Raw genomic sequence first — 15,137 nt, forward strand, 5'->3', positions numbered from 1 at the left:
ACAAGAAAGGAACGCGGAGAAGGTGCAGACATGGTAGTTTAGTTTGCAACATGATTATTCATATTATGCATGATTTTTGAGGTTCTTTTGCATCAGGCGAAGAATAACGATCAATAAATCGCCGTAAAACGAATAAATAGCGTTTTCGGCAAAGAAGTAACTCAATCCCGCAATAAAAGGAGAATTGCAAAAATGGCAGAACAAGCAAAGGATTTCAGCCGCGGCAAAATTTCTAAGCCTCTGGCTCAGGAAATCATTAAGTACATAAACGATCCGATCGCAAGATCAGACTTTGAACATTCTTATGACACGATGCTCGACATCAACCGCGCTCATGTCTTAATGCTCTGCAAACAACACATCATCTCAGAAGAAGTCGGTAAAAAGATTCTCAAAGCCACCGATGAAATCCAGCAGAACCGCATCCTCCCGGACTTCAGCGAAAACATTGAAGACCTTTATACCAACTTGGAAGGTCGCTTAATCAAAATGGTCGGCATGGAAGTGGGCGGCCAGCAGCACACGGCCCGCAGCCGCAACGACTTAGGTGCTACTGTCGTCCGCATGGATACCAGAAAGTATTACCTGCAGCTTGCCGGAATGTTCAATAAGATGCGCAAGACGATTCTTTCTCTGGCTCGCGACAACTATGATGCCGTCTTCTCCGGCTACACTCATATGCAGCCGTCTGAACCGGTCTCTTTTGCACATTACCTTTCTGCCGTCTTAGCCGGTTTGGCAAGAGACTACAAACGCTATGCCAACGTCTGGGACTCTTTAAATCTCTGTCCGTTAGGCGGCTGCTCGATGGGATCGACGTCTTACAACATCGACAGAAACTACACGGCTAAGCTCCTTGGCTTTAATGGTCCGATTCAGAACTCTATCGATTGCGTCGCATCCCGCGATTACGTCTTAGAAACCGTTGTCACACTGGCGATGGCCAGCGACACGATGAGCCGCTTAGCTTTTGACTTGTATATTTGGTCCACACCGGAATTCGGATACATTGAAGTCGACGACTCCTGCGCTGTCTGCTCATCCATCATGCCGCAGAAGAAGAATCCATTCACGCTGGAACACATGAAAGGTTTGGCAGGCCACATGGAAGGTTTCGTGGTTGGAATCTATTCCTGCATGAAGAATATTATCTATTCTCACAGCAAGGATACCAGCGTTGAAGCTACTCGCTACCTCTATGAAGCTATGCATGACATGGAGATTGACTTCACATTGGCCAACATCACGATCGGCACACTGAAAGTGAAGAAAGATCGTATGCGTGACAACGCGCTGAGAAACTTCTGTACGGTCACCGAACTCGCGAATTATTTGGTTCGTTACGACGATATCTCCTTCCGTCAGGCACACCATATCGTGGCTGATGTCGTCGACAAGCTCTGCAAAGAAGGCTTAGACAGCTCTCATATTGACCGCGCTCGCGTCAATGAAGCCATGAAAGAGCAGTTAGGCGCTGAAACCAAGCTCACGGACGAACTAATTAAAGAAGCCTTGGATCCGTCTCGTATCGCTGAAGCTAAGAAGTGCATCGGCGGAACCTCCGCTGAAGAAGTCAAACGTCAGCTGGATTTACTTGAAGAACAGATCGACGCCGACGAAAAAGTTCTGGCCGATCGTTTGATGTATCTTGCCCAAGCCAAAGAAGAACTCAACGTCGCTGTTAAAAAGTTAGAAAACAGCTAATTATTGAAATTTAAGGCAGGAGGCGGGATTAAATCGCCTCCTGAAATCTTAATGCTCACTTCAAACCGAGAAATCAAAGAGTTCCGCGATTATCCTCAGCTCATAACGGCTTATGCGGAAATCAAAAAAGCATCCGCCGCCGCTAATGCTTCTTTAGGCATCTTAGATCCTTCGGATGCGGAAGCGATTATCAAAGCGTGCGAAGAGATCATTGAAAATCCATACCGATCTGAATTAACAACGGGGACCCTACATATCAACGGCTTGGCTTACAATCAGGCCTTTAATCGTCTTCTGGCCGCTAAATCCGGCGTTTTGGAAGAAAAAATCAACGCAGGACAAGGATACGAAGACGTCTTCAACACGGCTCAGAACCTTGTCGTGTACCGTGCGATCAACTTAACGCGCTCCGGTGTTGATAATCTTTTGCAGACACTGCGCAATAAGGCGGTGGAGTTCCGGAATGAAATGCACATTGCCCGAAGCCATCTTCAGGAATCGCTGCCGGTTTCCTGGGGCGCGGTGTTCGGAGCCATGTATATCCGTTTAAAGAGAAGTGCGGATGAGCTTCAAAGGGTTCAGGATCTTTTCTTGGGCGTCAATTTAGGCCTCACGCCGATCGATTCCTTTACGCATTCAGCGCCCGGCTTCAACGCTCTAGCCGTTAATAATCTTAGAAAAGTGACTGGTTTGCCTCTGCATTCCGTTCCTCAAGACGACGATCCTGTTCTCGGATCTTCTTATGTAGAAGCTCTGGAAGGGGATGACAGGTTTATCCGGCTTTCTTCCGTGTTAAGGTTGATTGCCTTGAATTTGGCTCGCTTGGGCAATGATTTCTACATTTACTCATCGGGTCCTCGCTGCGGCATCTCCGAGCTGTCGCTTCCGGCTATCGCTCCGGGATCAACCATCATGCCCGGCAAAATCAATCCGAGCATGCCGGAACTCATGCTTCAGGTTATGCATCAGACAGTGGGCATTGATCAGCTGGCTGCATTTTCTTTTGTTGAAGAAGACATTGATATCGGAAGTTCGAACGGCTGGGTGTTTTTCCAATTATTGGAGATTTTGGAGATTATCGGCCGAGGCTGCAATAAGTTCGTTGAGAAGTGCGTGAGCGGCATTCGCGTAAAACACGATGAATCCTCAGCTCACCTTGAAAGTGCCGCTTCTCTGATTTCTTTAGCCGCCGCAGTATTCGGAAGAGAAATCGCTGAGAAAGTTTTAGCGGTTGCTTCTTCACAAAATCTGTCTGTCCCACAGGCACTGCTTCAGATCGAGGAAGTAACCGCAGAGGATGCCGAAGCGCTCTTTAATTTCGATCGATTCTCTAATCCTCAGGAACTGACGCGGTTTATTTCGACTTTTAAAAACAGGCAAGGGAGGGCATAAAGATGAGACTGGAACATGATTCTTTGGGTTCTCTTGAAGTTCCCAACTTCGCCTACTACGGAATTCAGACAGAGAGAAATCGGCAGGCTTTTGATATCTCTGATTTAACGCTCGAAGATTTTCCGTCCTTTATCGAAGCTGTTGCAAAGATCAAAGCGGCGTGCGCCAGAACCAATCTGGAAATCGGGGCCCTAGACAAAGAGAAAGCTCAAGCGATTGAACAAGCAGCCTGGGAAGTCATTCGGAGAGAGTTTGATTATTCGCTTCCGGTTTGTATTTATCGAGGTTCGGGAACACCTTTAAACGCCGGTGTTAATGAAGTTGTCGCACATCGCGCCAATGAAATCTTGACCGGTAATAAAGAAGGGGGCGGCATTCATCCGAGTACTCACGTCAATATGGCTCAGTCGAGCAACGATGTCATTCCGACTGCAAAAGCGATTGTTGTCCATGATCAGCTAGAAATCATTATCGAACCTTTAAAAGTCTTGATTAAGAAGTTGAGAGAAAAGGGCGAAGAGTTTTCTTCTGTTATTAAGATGGGTCGTACCGGATTGCAGGATGCCGTTCCCATTACCTTAGGACAACAGCTCAATGCCTTTGCCAGCGGAATGGAACGTTCTTTATCGAGGCTTGAGTACGAGAAGAGCCATTGGAATTACAGCTGTTTAGGGGGCACTGCAGTCGGTACAGGCATGGGCTGCCTTCCGGGATTCAGAGGCAAAGTCAACAAACATCTTTCCGATGTTCTTGGCTATGAGGTCAAAGCCTATGACGATCTTGTTGACGGCATGATGGCAATCGACGATCTAATTGCCTGTCACGGACAAGTCGTTGCCTTGAGTGCTCAAGTGTGGAAACTCGCCCGAGATCTTCGCGTCATGGCAAGCGGACCTAATTCCGGTTTGAGAGAGGTCTACTTCGAAGTTAAAAATCCTGAGAATGCCCTTAATCCTCAGCGTTTCGCTTCCTGCAGCCTTGAGTCCGTCATTACGGCCTGCAATCAAGTCAGTGCCAATAACAGCTCGATTCTATTCGGATTAAAGAATGGCTGGCTGGATCTCGGTGCGTGTTCAAGTATTCCTTTGAGAGCCATGATCAATAGTGCGACCATGTTGAAGGAGGCCATGAGGATATTGACTGAAGAAGTTCTGCCGTCCATGCGTGTGAACAGTCAGCTTTGCCAAGATATGGCTGAAAGCTCAGTTTCCAATACAACGATGATCAGCACGATCTTTGGTTACGAGGTAGGAAGCCAGGTCGCTCACTTGGCATTAGAAGAGAATATCTCTCCGAGGGAAGCCGCTAAGAAGCTGAAAATCCTTCCGGATGAAGTCATCGATGAACTCTTTGATGTTTCGAACTTAACGCATCCGGAGAATATGGAAGCGCTTTTCGAAAAGTACAAGGACTTTAGAAAACTCTAAAAGTCTTTAGTTTTGAGGAAACGGGTGGGCGTAAAACTCACCCGTTTTGTATGATGGAAAATTGAGAGGTTTGTTTTGAACTTTGATAAGCCTTCAAATTGCATCTTCAGGGAAGAGTTTGTTGTTTCCTGAGAGAATCGTCCTCACATTCTTAATGGTTTTTCTCACTGAAATACCTTGATTTTTGGATCTTCAATATCAATACTATTTCTATAATTAAAAAAGGGAAAAGGGAGAAGTTAACCCCTATTTGATTCATTTGGTTGATCCTAAAAAGAAATAGTTCTTGTTGTGTAGGCTAAACAGATGGTGAATCCTGAACTGGACGATAAAGATCGGGTGCTTGGGAAAACTGAGAAAGGTAAAGAGCAGCTTGGAGGAATCGAAGACCGAATTTTTGCTCGAGGTCAGGAAGCAGGAAAGACGGCGATTGTCAAAGAACTTCTTGCTATTGGTGATCTTTCCTTAGAAAAAATTTCTAGGATTAGCGGATTCTCAACGGAAGGACTTCATAGGATTCAAGCGTTATCTAATCCTCGTTAAGGAAGCAAGATATCTCCATTTTCTGAAGAGATTGCAATATTCCATTAGCTCTCTAATTCATCCTGGCTCTAATGATTTTCAGAAGAATTAATTAATAGTTTTCTGAAAACTCTGTCAGAGGTTCTTTACCTCTTTAGAGCTAAGATTTGCTGAAGCAAGCGCGGGTTTTTCTAATCCTTTAATGCTTAAGCTTCTTAAAGCCTCAGACACTTGACGCTTTAAAAACGAAGAATCAGAGGGGCTGAGTGGAGGCAAAAGGTCGTCGTAGTAGGAAAGAGCCCGAAGCGAAAGCATAGGCGAAAAATCGGTGCCGAAGAAGACAGAGGCTGCACCCAACGCTTCTACTAGGGACTCATCGTTTTTAATCAGCCGAATGATATCGACATAATCTTTGGTCGAAGGCCTTTGGATAATCACTTTCAACTTGGTTGCAAAAATATCCAATGGAGATGCGACAAGAAGGACCTCATCTTCAGTCAGTCGAGGTTCTCCTATACGGCCGAAATCGATAGTTCCAAAAAAAGAAATTTTTACGGAGCCTTTGTCGGCCTCCGGATGAGAGATTTCAAATGTCTGTGTATTTTCTAAGTCCTGAAGCTGAGTGACGAGATTTGCCTCTTCCAATAAAGGGAAAGCGTCTCGCAATTGCTTTTGGTCTAATGGGTCATGTAAGAAAAAATCAAAGTCCACGGATTGTCTGTGACCAAGCTGCAGCGCAAGAGCTGTTCCTTCATAAAGAACAAACCCAAGTTTTTTTAGATTTTGAAGTCGGGGATAAATCCAGCGTTGAACTTCTGGGAGGATTTCTAAATGAGGGCTGAAACGGATCATAGTTCGTCCCAATCTGGAATCTTTCTTACTGGCATAGGCGGAGTGACGAAGTTGTATTCGGGAAATAACAGGTTATTCCAGGAACCCCAAGTTCTTTTGTCGCCAAACCATCCGGCCTTAGCTTTCAGTAAAACCTGACGAAGGATTTTGTGGTCAAAATCGCAGAAAAGTTTTGCAGAGTCTTTGAGATCCCCCAGATTCATGACTTGCGAGATGACAAAAAAAGGATCCATCATGGCCTCTTCTTTTGTCATCCACCAAATATATCTTTTTGCAGCCTTTACCAAAAATTCGGTCTGCTCTTGTGAAAAAACAATTGAGTCATTCATCCTTAGAGCTTCCATCAGACTTATACATTTGCATTATGTGTAATTCTAAGGCTCGTCATGCTTATTGTCCTTCCGAAGAAGACACAGGGAATCGTAGATTCAATTTTCATTAAAACCAAAAGGTTGGTTAGCGCATCCGTTCCTACTGTCTAGCCAGTACTTTCCACTTCACCTTAACTCTTCTTAACCGTCGGACCGCTTCCTACGTCTCATTTTCCGAGGTGTCAACTCAACAGAAAGTTGCAATTCGTGCAAATTAATTGTCCCAACTTGCACCTTGCTCAATACTGTCCTTGTTTTTAAAGAAAAAGCCTCAAACAACAAACCTAAGGAGGAGCAATGAGGTTAGAAAAAGACTCTCTCGGAGAATTAGAAGTTCCGGATGAAGCCTACTACGGTGTTCAGACAGTTCGTTGCTCGGGCAACTACAAGATCGGAAACCATACTTACAACGAATTTCCTGAAGTGATCCGCGCAATGGCAGAGATTAAAAAGGCCTGCGCCATCACCAACAGCGAAATCGGTGCTTTGAATCATGTCAAAGCAGAAGCTATATGCAAAGCGGCCGACGAACTGATTGCAGGTAAATTTGCCGGACACTTCCCGGTCAACGTTTGGCGCTCTCAAGGTACCGGTGTGAACATGAACGTCAATGAAGTCATTGCTAACCGCGCTAACGAAATCTTGACGGGTAAAAGAGCTTACGACCAGGTGCATCCCAATACGCACGTCAATATGTGCCAGTCTTCGAACGATGTGTTTCCGACAGCCGAGGCGATTGTTCTCTATCGTTTAATCGATCCGCTCGTTGCTTCTGCTAAAGAGATTGAAAAGACCTTGGAAGTGAAGGCCCGTGACTTCAAATCCGTTGTCCGCTTAGGAAGAACCGGCCTCCAGGATGCTCTGCCCATGACATGGGGTCAGGTGTTTGCCGGTTGGCTGAGATCAGTTCAGAGAGCTCGCGAACAGCTCGAAAGTCTGAAAGAAGTTTTTAGCTACGGAGTTTTAGGCGGTACGGCAGTCGGTACAGGCATGGGCGTGATGCCCGGATATCCTGAAAGAATCTTCGAGAACCTCTCCAAAGTGCTCGGCTTCACGATGAAACAAAAGGTCTACGCAGACGAAGTGATCCCTAATAGCGGCATTTTCGACGGCATGCGCAATACCGACCATCATTCCGTATTGATGGAAGTGGTCAAAGAGCTTGTCGCCTCTGTGACAAGAATTGCCAATGACCTTTTGCTTTATGCTTCCGGCCCTCGCTCGGGCATTAACGAAGTCAAACTTCCGATGAGTGCCGAAGGAACTCAAGGGTATGAGCACGAGAACACCGCTTACCTTTGCGAAATGATGACGGATGTCTTAGGCGAAATGGTCATCGCCGAGGACATGACTTTCTACTCTGCTAATGAAGGCCAGCTTGATCACGGCTCCATCAACTCCGGCGGCTTCATCACATTAGTTAAAGCGATAAAACTCGCCTCTCATGCCTTGAGCCTATTCAATAATGAATGCTTAAAAGGTGTCGAAGTCAATGAAGAACTGCTTCGCAGTTATGCAGAAAAGTCCACCTCATTGTCAACGATGGTCGGAAGTCTTTTCGGATATCCCACAGGTGTGAAGATTGCCAAGCAAGCTATTGCGGAAGATCTGTCCTGCAAAGAAGTCGCTATTAAAGAACACGTGCTTCCTGAAGATGTCTGCGAAGAAATCTTCGACGTTCTGGCATTAACAGACAGAAATAAAACCATTGAGTTATTCAAGAAATACAGGAACATCAGAAAGGTGGACTAAGAATGCAAACTTCAAACCCTAGCGAGAAAGACAACATGACGAATAACTCTGCATTTTTTACAAGTACTGACCTTAAATACCAGGTTAGCAGTTTCCCCGGCGACAAACTTCGTGACTATCCGGAATACCTCCGTGCTTTACTTCAGGTCTGCTTGGCTTCAGCGAAAGCCAATGGAGCCCTGGGCTACCTCACACCGGAAAAAGCTTCCAAGATCGAACAAGGCTGCCAAATCCTTTTAGCCGATCCTAATGCACTGACCGCCTTAGACCAAACCATGATTCGCTTTGTCGGCAAACCCGCTCAGCGAGCAGTAGATTCTGTAATCCGTGAACTCACCGGCGGCGCAGTATCAGGCAAAGAGATTGCACTGAATCAATTTACAGCCGATGTCACCACAACTGCAGAAGGCATTGCCGTAAGAAAGGTTCTTCTTAAACTTTCTGACCATGTACGTGATCTGTCTGAAGCCATCGGACAAAAAGCCAAAGAATTTGCCGGCATTGTCAAATGCGGAAGATTAGGCTTGAAAGATTCTCTTCCGATGAGACTTGAGGACGAGTTCGCTGCCTATCAATCTTTGCTTCAGCATTCTGCTGATGAATTAGCAGAAGAAGCCAAAGGCTGGAACGTTTGTTTGTTAGGTTCCGGCGATGTTGGAAACGGCTTGGGCGTTCTGCCCGGATTTGCAGCTAGAGCCAAAGCCGATCTGGAAGAGCAGGTTGGTTATCCGCTGGCAAGCGTCGAACCTTTAACTTCTCTTTTGAACAATAAATACCGCTTTATTGTGGCCCATGCCAAAGTTCAGGCAGCAGCCGACATTATCTGGAAGATTGCTCGCGACTTAACGATCCTATCTTCCGGTCCGAGAGCCGGCATTCGTGAAATGATCCTTCCTGCGGTAGCCCCGGGTTCTTCCATCATGCCGGGCAAGATCAATCCGACGGTCGCAGAACTGATCATGCATCTGTGCGACAAAGTCTTCTCCAATGCAGCCGGTTTAAATATTGGAGTTCACTCAGGATGGCTTGGCTCCGACTCCCATTCTTCTCTGCCGCTTAAATGTATGTTGGATTCCTGCACACTGCTTTCCGACGGATGCGAAGTCTTCAAGAGAAAAGTTATCTCGGGTCTTACTGCAAACAAGGAAAGAAGTGCTGAACACGCCAGAATGTCCTTGGCGCTTCAAATGCCGCTGGCGCAGATCGTTGGAGAAGATAAGGCAAGAGAAGTTGCACGTTACGCTTATGACAATGATTTAACGCTTGAAGATGCATACACCAAGCTTGCAGGAAATCCTGCTCCGGATAGTTTGGAAGCCATGCTCTTTAACGTAGAAGTCATATCCGGTAAAGAAGGTGCTTCCGAGTTCATGAAGCGGTTGAGCCGGAAGCCGGCTGTCTAAAATGAAGTATTAGCTTCGCGCAGAACAAAAGTAACTCAAGGAGATAAAAATGTACCAGTTTCAATGTGACTACACTGGAGGATGTTGCCCCGAGATTCTAGAGAAGTTGGTACAGACGAATCCTTTGGAGCTTCCGGGATACTGTGAAGATTCGCTCTGCGCGGAAGCAGAAAGCCTAATTCTCAAGAAAGCCGGACTAAACAAGGAAGAGGCTGACGTCTTTTGGGCTGCCTCTGGTACTATGGCCAACCTCTCTTTGCTGACTACGGTTATGGCTGCAAATGAAGCTGTATTAGCCGCAGATACGGCTCATATACACACTGCTGAGGCGGGTGCCATTGAGTTTTCCGGCCACAAAATCCTCACTGTAAGAAGTAAGGACGGAAAGATTCTTCCGGAAAGTATCGAACGGGTTTGCTCAAACTTCGAAGAATCAGATCAGGTGAGCAGGGCACACGTTTGCCGTCCAAGAGCTGTTTACATTTCTTTCCCGACAGAATTAGGCACGATTTATTCCTTAGAAGAACTCAAGGCGCTTTCCGGTGTCTGCAAAAGGCACCGGCTATTTCTCTACATTGACGGTGCTCGTCTAGCTTATGGTCTGGCGGCTTCTTCAGATGTGGAATTAAAAGAACTGGCGGAATGCGCAGATGCTTTCTATATTGGAGGCACGAAGTGCGGAGCGCTTTTCGGCGAAGCTGTTGTCATAAAAGATCGCGATGTACGTGATCGTTTTCTCGGTGTTTTGCGGATGTGCGGGGGATTGATCGCCAAAGGAAGAACTTTAGGATGCTCCTTCAAAGCGTTCTTTGAAGATGACTTGTATCAGCGCCTCGGAAGATCTGCCAACGAAAAGGCAGCCAAGATCCGCACAGCCTTTGAGGAGGTCGGCGTGAGCTTCTATTCTGAATCTCAGACAAATCAGCTTTTTCCGATCGTTGATGAAAAGCTTTTCAATCGTTTATCGGAAAAGATAAAATTTAAAGTAATCAGGCGAACGCAAGAGGGACAGGGCATCCTGAGGCTTTGTACTTCTTGGTCCACACCGGATGAAGCAGTGCAAGCTTTGGTCAACCTCATAAAAAGCTAAACAACAATGAATGTTCCGGAGACCGTATTTTCCCATGAGTGGCTTCTCTTTCTATCGGTTTGTGAGAGTAAGTCGTTAAAGGAAACAGCAGAGAGGTTCAACATCAGTACCTCGTCCGCTTCTCGCTCTTTAAAGAGGCTGGAAGATTCTGTAGGAGTGACATTGTTTGATCGGTGCTCTAAGCCGATGGTTCTCACCGAAAGCGGTAAACGGCTCTACCGTCAGGTGCTTCCTGCGATGAAGATCACTCAAGAGGCCATGGAGCAGGTTAGGGAAGAGAATTATTTGTTTTCTGACCTAAGAATCGGCTTTTTAGAGAGCATGTCTTTGCATCTGGCTCCGCAGTTCTTATCTACGTTTAAGAAGAAGGTCGGGCGTATTACTTGTCTGACAGGCAGCTCCGACCGCCTCTTAGAATGCCTGCGCACGCATGATCTCGACATTATTATCTCTTCCGATCCGGCTCTGCGTTATACCGATTGGCGCCGGCTGATGATTATTCGGGAGCCATCGGTTGCCGTATTTCCGAAAGCGTTCAAGTTTGAAGATAACCATGCTAAGAATTGGCAGTCATTGTCTCTCTGTAATCTTCCTTTCATTAACTCGTATGAAAAGAGCGGACGAGGTAAGCTCGTCAACAATTTCCTTTTAACTTACGGGATACAATTAAACGGGAAGATCAACGTCGACAACCTAGCCATTAAACTAGCGATGGTTGTCGACAATAACGGATGGACGATTACGAGCCCGCTGAGTTTGATGACGCATTCGGCTTTTCTAGACAAAGTGACACTGAGCGCACTTCCGGGTTTAGGGATGGAAAGAAAGATTTATCTGCTTTCCCGTTCGGATTTTTCTCAAGAGTTGTTTGAAAGTATCGCCAGAGAGATCTGCCGAATCTACAAAGAAAGCGTCATGCCAACGCTAAAGAAGATGACGCCGGAATTAAAAGACTCTTATTTCGTTCCGGACTTCGATGAGGAAATAAATTAAGTGCTCATCACGGCAAAGATACCCCGTCGATCAACAAGAACACGAAATTTAAGAATCTCTTTCGTTAAAGATTTGTTACATGAAAGCAAAGCCCTTGTCTACCAAGGGAAGCACCTATATGCATATTTTCCCGATTACTTTATAACCTTAAGTGGCTATTAATACTATTAAAAGCAAGCCTAGCCAGCTTGCGACCCTAGGAGAATTTCTTATGACCAATTTTTCCCGCCGTTCATTCTTGAAAACTTCAGGAGCAGGCGTCGCTGCGACATTGGGAGGTTTTGCTACAACAAGCATGGCCCAGACACCGGCTCAGAAGTTTGATAAAGAAGCGGACGTTATCGTTGTGGGCTTAGGCGGTGCAGGTGCTGCAACTGCTATCACGGCTGCTGACAATGGCGCCAGCGTTATCGTTATCGAACGTCAGCCTGCTGCAACGCTCCGTTCTAATACTCGTATGTCCGGCGGCATCTTCCACTGCCCGGACAAAACCGGAAACAAGGCTGCCCTGAAAGAATACGCCCGCGCAATGTTCTCCGGCGAAAACATCCCCGGCAAACTCGAAGGCGAACAGCCTGAAGTCTCCGAAGGTCTCGCACAGGCTTGGGCAGACTACACACCTGGTCTTTTGGATTGGATGAAGTCTCTGGATCCGAAGTTCCAGGCTTTTGCTACTCCCGGCTTCAAGGGTGCAGCATTCCCCAACTTCCCGGGAGCTAAAGACTGCGGCTACCAGGTTTATCGTTCTTCCTATCCTGACCGTATTCCTCCCGGATTCAACAGCCCCTGCTACAACGGCCCGAAAGAAAAAGCAATTTCCGGCGAAGCATTCTGGCTGTGCCTTGACAACGGCGTTAAGTCCCGTGCAGACAAGATCAAAGTTGATTACGAAACACGCGGTAAAGAACTTGTCACCAATGACAAGGGCGAAGTTATCGGCGTGATTGCAGATCAAAACGGTAAAAAAGTTGCTTACAAGGCACGCAAAGCAGTTGTTCTTTGCTCCGGCGGTTACGAATACAGCAAGCCGATGCGTCAGGCCTTCTTGGAAGGTCCGGGCGTTGAAGGCTGGGCTTTCTACGGCACGATCTATAACGAAGGCGACGGTATCGCCATGGGCCAGAAAGTTGGCGCTGGCATCATGAAAGCCGGTAAAGCCGCTTCCCGTATCATCATGCCTGCTCCTGTCCGCCACAACGGAATGAAAGTGGGCATGATCACTCCTGCCGTCGGTTCCGGCCACGCTATCGTAGTGAACAACTACGGTAAACGTTACGCTGCCGAACACAAGGTCACCAAAGACCCGAGCCGTTACTTCTTCTACAAAGAAGCAGTTAAGTTCAACATCGACACACTCGACTATCCGAACTCTCCGTCTTGGTTCATCTTCGACGAAACTCTGCGTAAACAGAAACCGCTCGTCGGCCTCGGCATCTCCACTCCAGGTTACGGCTTCGTTGACTACGGTGCCGCTGACAACAGCGATGCAGTGAAGAAGGGTTGGATTCTCAAGGCTGACACGATTGAAGAACTTGGCCAGAAGATCAAAGCTCTTCAGGAAAACGGCGGCAAGATGGATCCCGCAGCTCTCGCTGAAACCGTCAAGGCTTACAACGCAGCTTGCGCAGCCGGCGAAGATAAAGAATTCGGCCGCTTAAAGAGCACGTTGCAGCCTGTTTCTGATGGCCCGTTCTATGCTTGCCCGTTGGTTGCCGGCGGTCCTAACACCAAGGGCGGTCTCGCTGCTAACGCTAAGCGCGAAGTTCTTGACTGGAACCTCCAGCCGATCCCCGGACTCTATGCAGTCGGTGAAATTGCTTCTGCCCTTAAGTTCGTTTACCAGGGCGGCGGCAACTTAACAGAATGCTTGGTATTCGGTCAGGTTTGCGGTAAAGAAGTTGCAAAACTTCCTAATCGTGCATAATTTGTACTAATGAATTAGCGGCCAAACCAAACTCCTAGGTTTGGTCGCTTTTTCCATTTGTGCTCTCTAATTTAAATTTCCAAGGATGACAAAATGAAAACATTATTAGCCGCGATCCTGGGTACTTTAGTAATGAGCATGGCGGCTGCTCAGACCACGCCCCAGTATTTAGCAGATCGTCACGTTGCAAGAGGCGTTCAGTGCGCAGCTTGTCACGGGCAGGATGCTCCCAAGGCAGCTCTTCCGGAAGACAAGGACAGACATGAACCTTGCGTTGCATGTCATGGTTTCTATGACAAAGTAGCTCAGAGAACTGTTCCTAAAAACCCTGAAGAGATGAACCCGCATTCTCAGCATGACGGTAATCTGCCTTGCACGACTTGCCACAAAGGCCATCAGGCTGGCAAGAATTACTGTGCCGGCTGCCATTATTACAACTTCAAGGTACCCTAATAATTTAGGGAATTTTTGAGGGCTTAGGTTTTTGGCTTAAGCCCTTATTTTTATTTTTGTTGAAGGATTTTTTTGAACTCTTTAGAAAGCTCGGCCTCATAGAAACTTTTACTGAGAGTTTCGACCGTATCAACCAATTCCGGATTGACGCTTTTCCCGAAGATCAGAATCACTTCTCGCTGCATAACGGGATCAGGCATCTTGCAGAAATGCACTTGGGCTGCTAAGTCAGGATGCTGAACCAATGTAGCAGGTCGGACCAAGCTCCAGCCGATGCCTTTGCAGATGAGTTTCAGCATGACGCCGCCATCGTCAACTTCAATCCGATTCGGCAGATGAATGAACAGTGAGTTCAGGAAATTCTCCGTCATCTCGCTGCCTCCCGAGAATCGGTTGTATCTCAGGAAGGGCAGGCCGCAAAACCTCAGTTCTTCCCAGGTAAAAAAATCCTTTTCAAAGCGAGGCTCCTTTGGGAGCGCCAACACTGACGGTTCAGAAAACAGGTACTTTTGAGCAAAGAAAGACTCGTCGATTTTCTTAGTGCAGGCGATAGCGATGTCAACGGTCTGGGTCTTAACTAACTCGATTAATCTTTTTGAAGTCCCAGTTAAAAGAGAAATCTCATTGGACAAAGGGGAAAGTTTTTCGATGAGATGTACGCCGAGGTTCCGAGAGAGACTTTCAATGATGCCGATTCGGATAATAGGCTTCAGAAAGTTCTTTTGTCTTAGTTTCTGAACTCGAACATTAAGCGAAGAGAAATGATATTTCAGCTCGTTATAGAGATTCAAACCTTCGGAAGTGAGCTTTAAGGGCCTTTTGGAATGATCAAACAGAGGAAGGTTTAGGCTTTTTTCCAGTTCGGAGAGATGATAAGAAATGGTCGACGGATGCATATCCAAGACGGAAGATGCTTCCGACAAATTACCGCATTCGGCCATTACTAAGAAGACTTGTGTGCCGGTACTGAAGAAACCGGAATTTTCCGACCACTGTTTTTTATCCATTATCTAAGCTCAGCTGATCATTCGTGTTCGTTGATAATTATATGAAGGATCATCAGCTTGGAGCTGTACTTCGAATTTCCGAAAGCTTTCCACTGAGGAACAGAAAGGTAATTAGGCTCATTGACCTATAGGCAACCTCAAAATCTCAATGGTCAAAAAACCACTTGTCTGAAAGCTTCCCTTCAGCCGTAAAAACGGCGCTCCAAATGGAACGCCGTCTGGTTGGAAAAGTGGGAGGTTAAGTTAA

The 15,137-nt window shown here is 46.6% G+C and carries 13 protein-coding genes; 10 read left to right on the forward strand and 3 right to left on the reverse strand.

The window, feature by feature from the left end; genetic code table 11:
* Positions 1 to 192 precede the first annotated feature (192 nt).
* The 4 genes from argH (at position 193) to HMPREF9439_RS03890 (ending at position 5,066) form a co-directional block, all read left to right on the forward strand.
* Complete coding sequence (gene argH / locus HMPREF9439_RS03875) at positions 193 to 1,704, forward strand: argininosuccinate lyase (protein ID WP_008863777.1); 1,512 nt, start codon at positions 193 to 195, stop codon at positions 1,702 to 1,704.
* Between the two features lie 51 nt (positions 1,705 to 1,755).
* Positions 1,756 to 3,096, forward strand: coding sequence for a lyase family protein (locus HMPREF9439_RS03880; protein WP_040603387.1), 1,341 nt, complete (start codon positions 1,756 to 1,758; stop codon positions 3,094 to 3,096).
* 2 nt (positions 3,097 to 3,098) lie between these two features.
* Positions 3,099 to 4,523 (forward strand): lyase family protein, encoded by a 1,425-nt coding sequence (locus tag HMPREF9439_RS03885; RefSeq protein WP_008863780.1) that lies wholly within the window; start codon positions 3,099 to 3,101, stop codon positions 4,521 to 4,523.
* A gap of 306 nt (positions 4,524 to 4,829) precedes the next feature.
* The gene (locus HMPREF9439_RS03890; protein WP_008863781.1) at positions 4,830 to 5,066 is read left to right on the forward strand and encodes a hypothetical protein; all 237 of its coding nucleotides are present in this window, start codon (positions 4,830 to 4,832) and stop codon (positions 5,064 to 5,066) included.
* Positions 5,067 to 5,180: 114 nt separating this feature from the next.
* On the opposite strand, the gene HMPREF9439_RS03895 is transcribed toward HMPREF9439_RS03890, so the two are convergent.
* The gene (locus HMPREF9439_RS03895; RefSeq protein WP_008863782.1) at positions 5,181 to 5,897 is read right to left on the reverse strand and encodes a nucleotidyl transferase AbiEii/AbiGii toxin family protein; all 717 of its coding nucleotides are present in this window, start codon (positions 5,895 to 5,897) and stop codon (positions 5,181 to 5,183) included.
* Positions 5,894 to 6,226 (reverse strand): hypothetical protein, encoded by a 333-nt coding sequence (locus HMPREF9439_RS03900; protein ID WP_021868578.1) that lies wholly within the window; start codon positions 6,224 to 6,226, stop codon positions 5,894 to 5,896. The genes HMPREF9439_RS03895 and HMPREF9439_RS03900 overlap by 4 nt, the downstream gene beginning before the upstream one ends.
* A gap of 339 nt (positions 6,227 to 6,565) precedes the next feature.
* Between HMPREF9439_RS03900 and HMPREF9439_RS03905 the strand changes: the two genes are divergently transcribed.
* The 6 genes from HMPREF9439_RS03905 to HMPREF9439_RS03930 all read left to right on the forward strand — a co-directional run bounded on the left by HMPREF9439_RS03905 (position 6,566) and on the right by HMPREF9439_RS03930 (position 13,883).
* Positions 6,566 to 8,020 carry a lyase family protein gene (locus HMPREF9439_RS03905; RefSeq protein WP_008863784.1) on the forward strand — a complete coding sequence of 485 codons (1,455 nt, stop codon included), beginning with the start codon at positions 6,566 to 6,568 and terminating at the stop codon, positions 8,018 to 8,020.
* Positions 8,021 to 8,022: 2 nt separating this feature from the next.
* On the forward strand, positions 8,023 to 9,423 hold the full coding sequence (locus HMPREF9439_RS03910; RefSeq protein WP_008863785.1) for a lyase family protein: 1,401 nt from the start codon (positions 8,023 to 8,025) through the stop codon (positions 9,421 to 9,423).
* A 49-nt stretch (positions 9,424 to 9,472) separates the two neighbouring features.
* Entirely contained in the window at positions 9,473 to 10,513 is a 1,041-nt protein-coding gene (locus HMPREF9439_RS03915) for a threonine aldolase family protein (protein ID WP_008863786.1), read from the forward strand.
* Positions 10,514 to 10,519: 6 nt separating this feature from the next.
* On the forward strand, positions 10,520 to 11,506 hold the full coding sequence (locus tag HMPREF9439_RS03920) for a LysR family transcriptional regulator (protein ID WP_008863787.1): 987 nt from the start codon (positions 10,520 to 10,522) through the stop codon (positions 11,504 to 11,506).
* 211 nt (positions 11,507 to 11,717) lie between these two features.
* Positions 11,718 to 13,430, forward strand: coding sequence for an FAD-dependent oxidoreductase (locus HMPREF9439_RS03925; protein WP_050789272.1), 1,713 nt, complete (start codon positions 11,718 to 11,720; stop codon positions 13,428 to 13,430).
* Between the two features lie 93 nt (positions 13,431 to 13,523).
* On the forward strand, positions 13,524 to 13,883 hold the full coding sequence (locus HMPREF9439_RS03930; protein ID WP_008863789.1) for a cytochrome c3 family protein: 360 nt from the start codon (positions 13,524 to 13,526) through the stop codon (positions 13,881 to 13,883).
* 50 nt (positions 13,884 to 13,933) lie between these two features.
* Here HMPREF9439_RS03930 and HMPREF9439_RS03935 read toward each other — a convergent pair whose 3' ends face one another.
* Positions 13,934 to 14,890 (reverse strand): LysR family transcriptional regulator, encoded by a 957-nt coding sequence (locus HMPREF9439_RS03935; protein ID WP_008863790.1) that lies wholly within the window; start codon positions 14,888 to 14,890, stop codon positions 13,934 to 13,936.
* Positions 14,891 to 15,137 lie beyond the last annotated feature (247 nt).

The organism is Parasutterella excrementihominis YIT 11859, from assembly GCF_000205025.1.
GTDB lineage: Bacteria > Pseudomonadota > Gammaproteobacteria > Burkholderiales > Burkholderiaceae_F > Parasutterella > Parasutterella excrementihominis.

Bases quoted from the DNA above. Each gene is read 5' to 3' on its own strand.
- argH (WP_008863777.1), top strand. From the start codon at position 193: ATGGCAGAACAAGCAAAGGATTTCAGCCGCGGCAAAATTTCTAAGCCT.
- HMPREF9439_RS03880 (WP_040603387.1), top strand. From the start codon at position 1,756: ATGCTCACTTCAAACCGAGAAATCAAAGAGTTCCGCGATTATCCTCAG.
- HMPREF9439_RS03885 (WP_008863780.1), top strand. From the start codon at position 3,099: ATGAGACTGGAACATGATTCTTTGGGTTCTCTTGAAGTTCCCAACTTC.
- HMPREF9439_RS03890 (WP_008863781.1), top strand. From the start codon at position 4,830: ATGGTGAATCCTGAACTGGACGATAAAGATCGGGTGCTTGGGAAAACT.
- HMPREF9439_RS03895 (WP_008863782.1), bottom strand. From the start codon at position 5,897: ATGATCCGTTTCAGCCCTCATTTAGAAATCCTCCCAGAAGTTCAACGC.
- HMPREF9439_RS03900 (WP_021868578.1), bottom strand. From the start codon at position 6,226: ATGAATGACTCAATTGTTTTTTCACAAGAGCAGACCGAATTTTTGGTA.
- HMPREF9439_RS03905 (WP_008863784.1), top strand. From the start codon at position 6,566: ATGAGGTTAGAAAAAGACTCTCTCGGAGAATTAGAAGTTCCGGATGAA.
- HMPREF9439_RS03910 (WP_008863785.1), top strand. From the start codon at position 8,023: ATGCAAACTTCAAACCCTAGCGAGAAAGACAACATGACGAATAACTCT.
- HMPREF9439_RS03915 (WP_008863786.1), top strand. From the start codon at position 9,473: ATGTACCAGTTTCAATGTGACTACACTGGAGGATGTTGCCCCGAGATT.
- HMPREF9439_RS03920 (WP_008863787.1), top strand. From the start codon at position 10,520: ATGAATGTTCCGGAGACCGTATTTTCCCATGAGTGGCTTCTCTTTCTA.
- HMPREF9439_RS03925 (WP_050789272.1), top strand. From the start codon at position 11,718: ATGACCAATTTTTCCCGCCGTTCATTCTTGAAAACTTCAGGAGCAGGC.
- HMPREF9439_RS03930 (WP_008863789.1), top strand. From the start codon at position 13,524: ATGAAAACATTATTAGCCGCGATCCTGGGTACTTTAGTAATGAGCATG.
- HMPREF9439_RS03935 (WP_008863790.1), bottom strand. From the start codon at position 14,890: ATGGATAAAAAACAGTGGTCGGAAAATTCCGGTTTCTTCAGTACCGGC.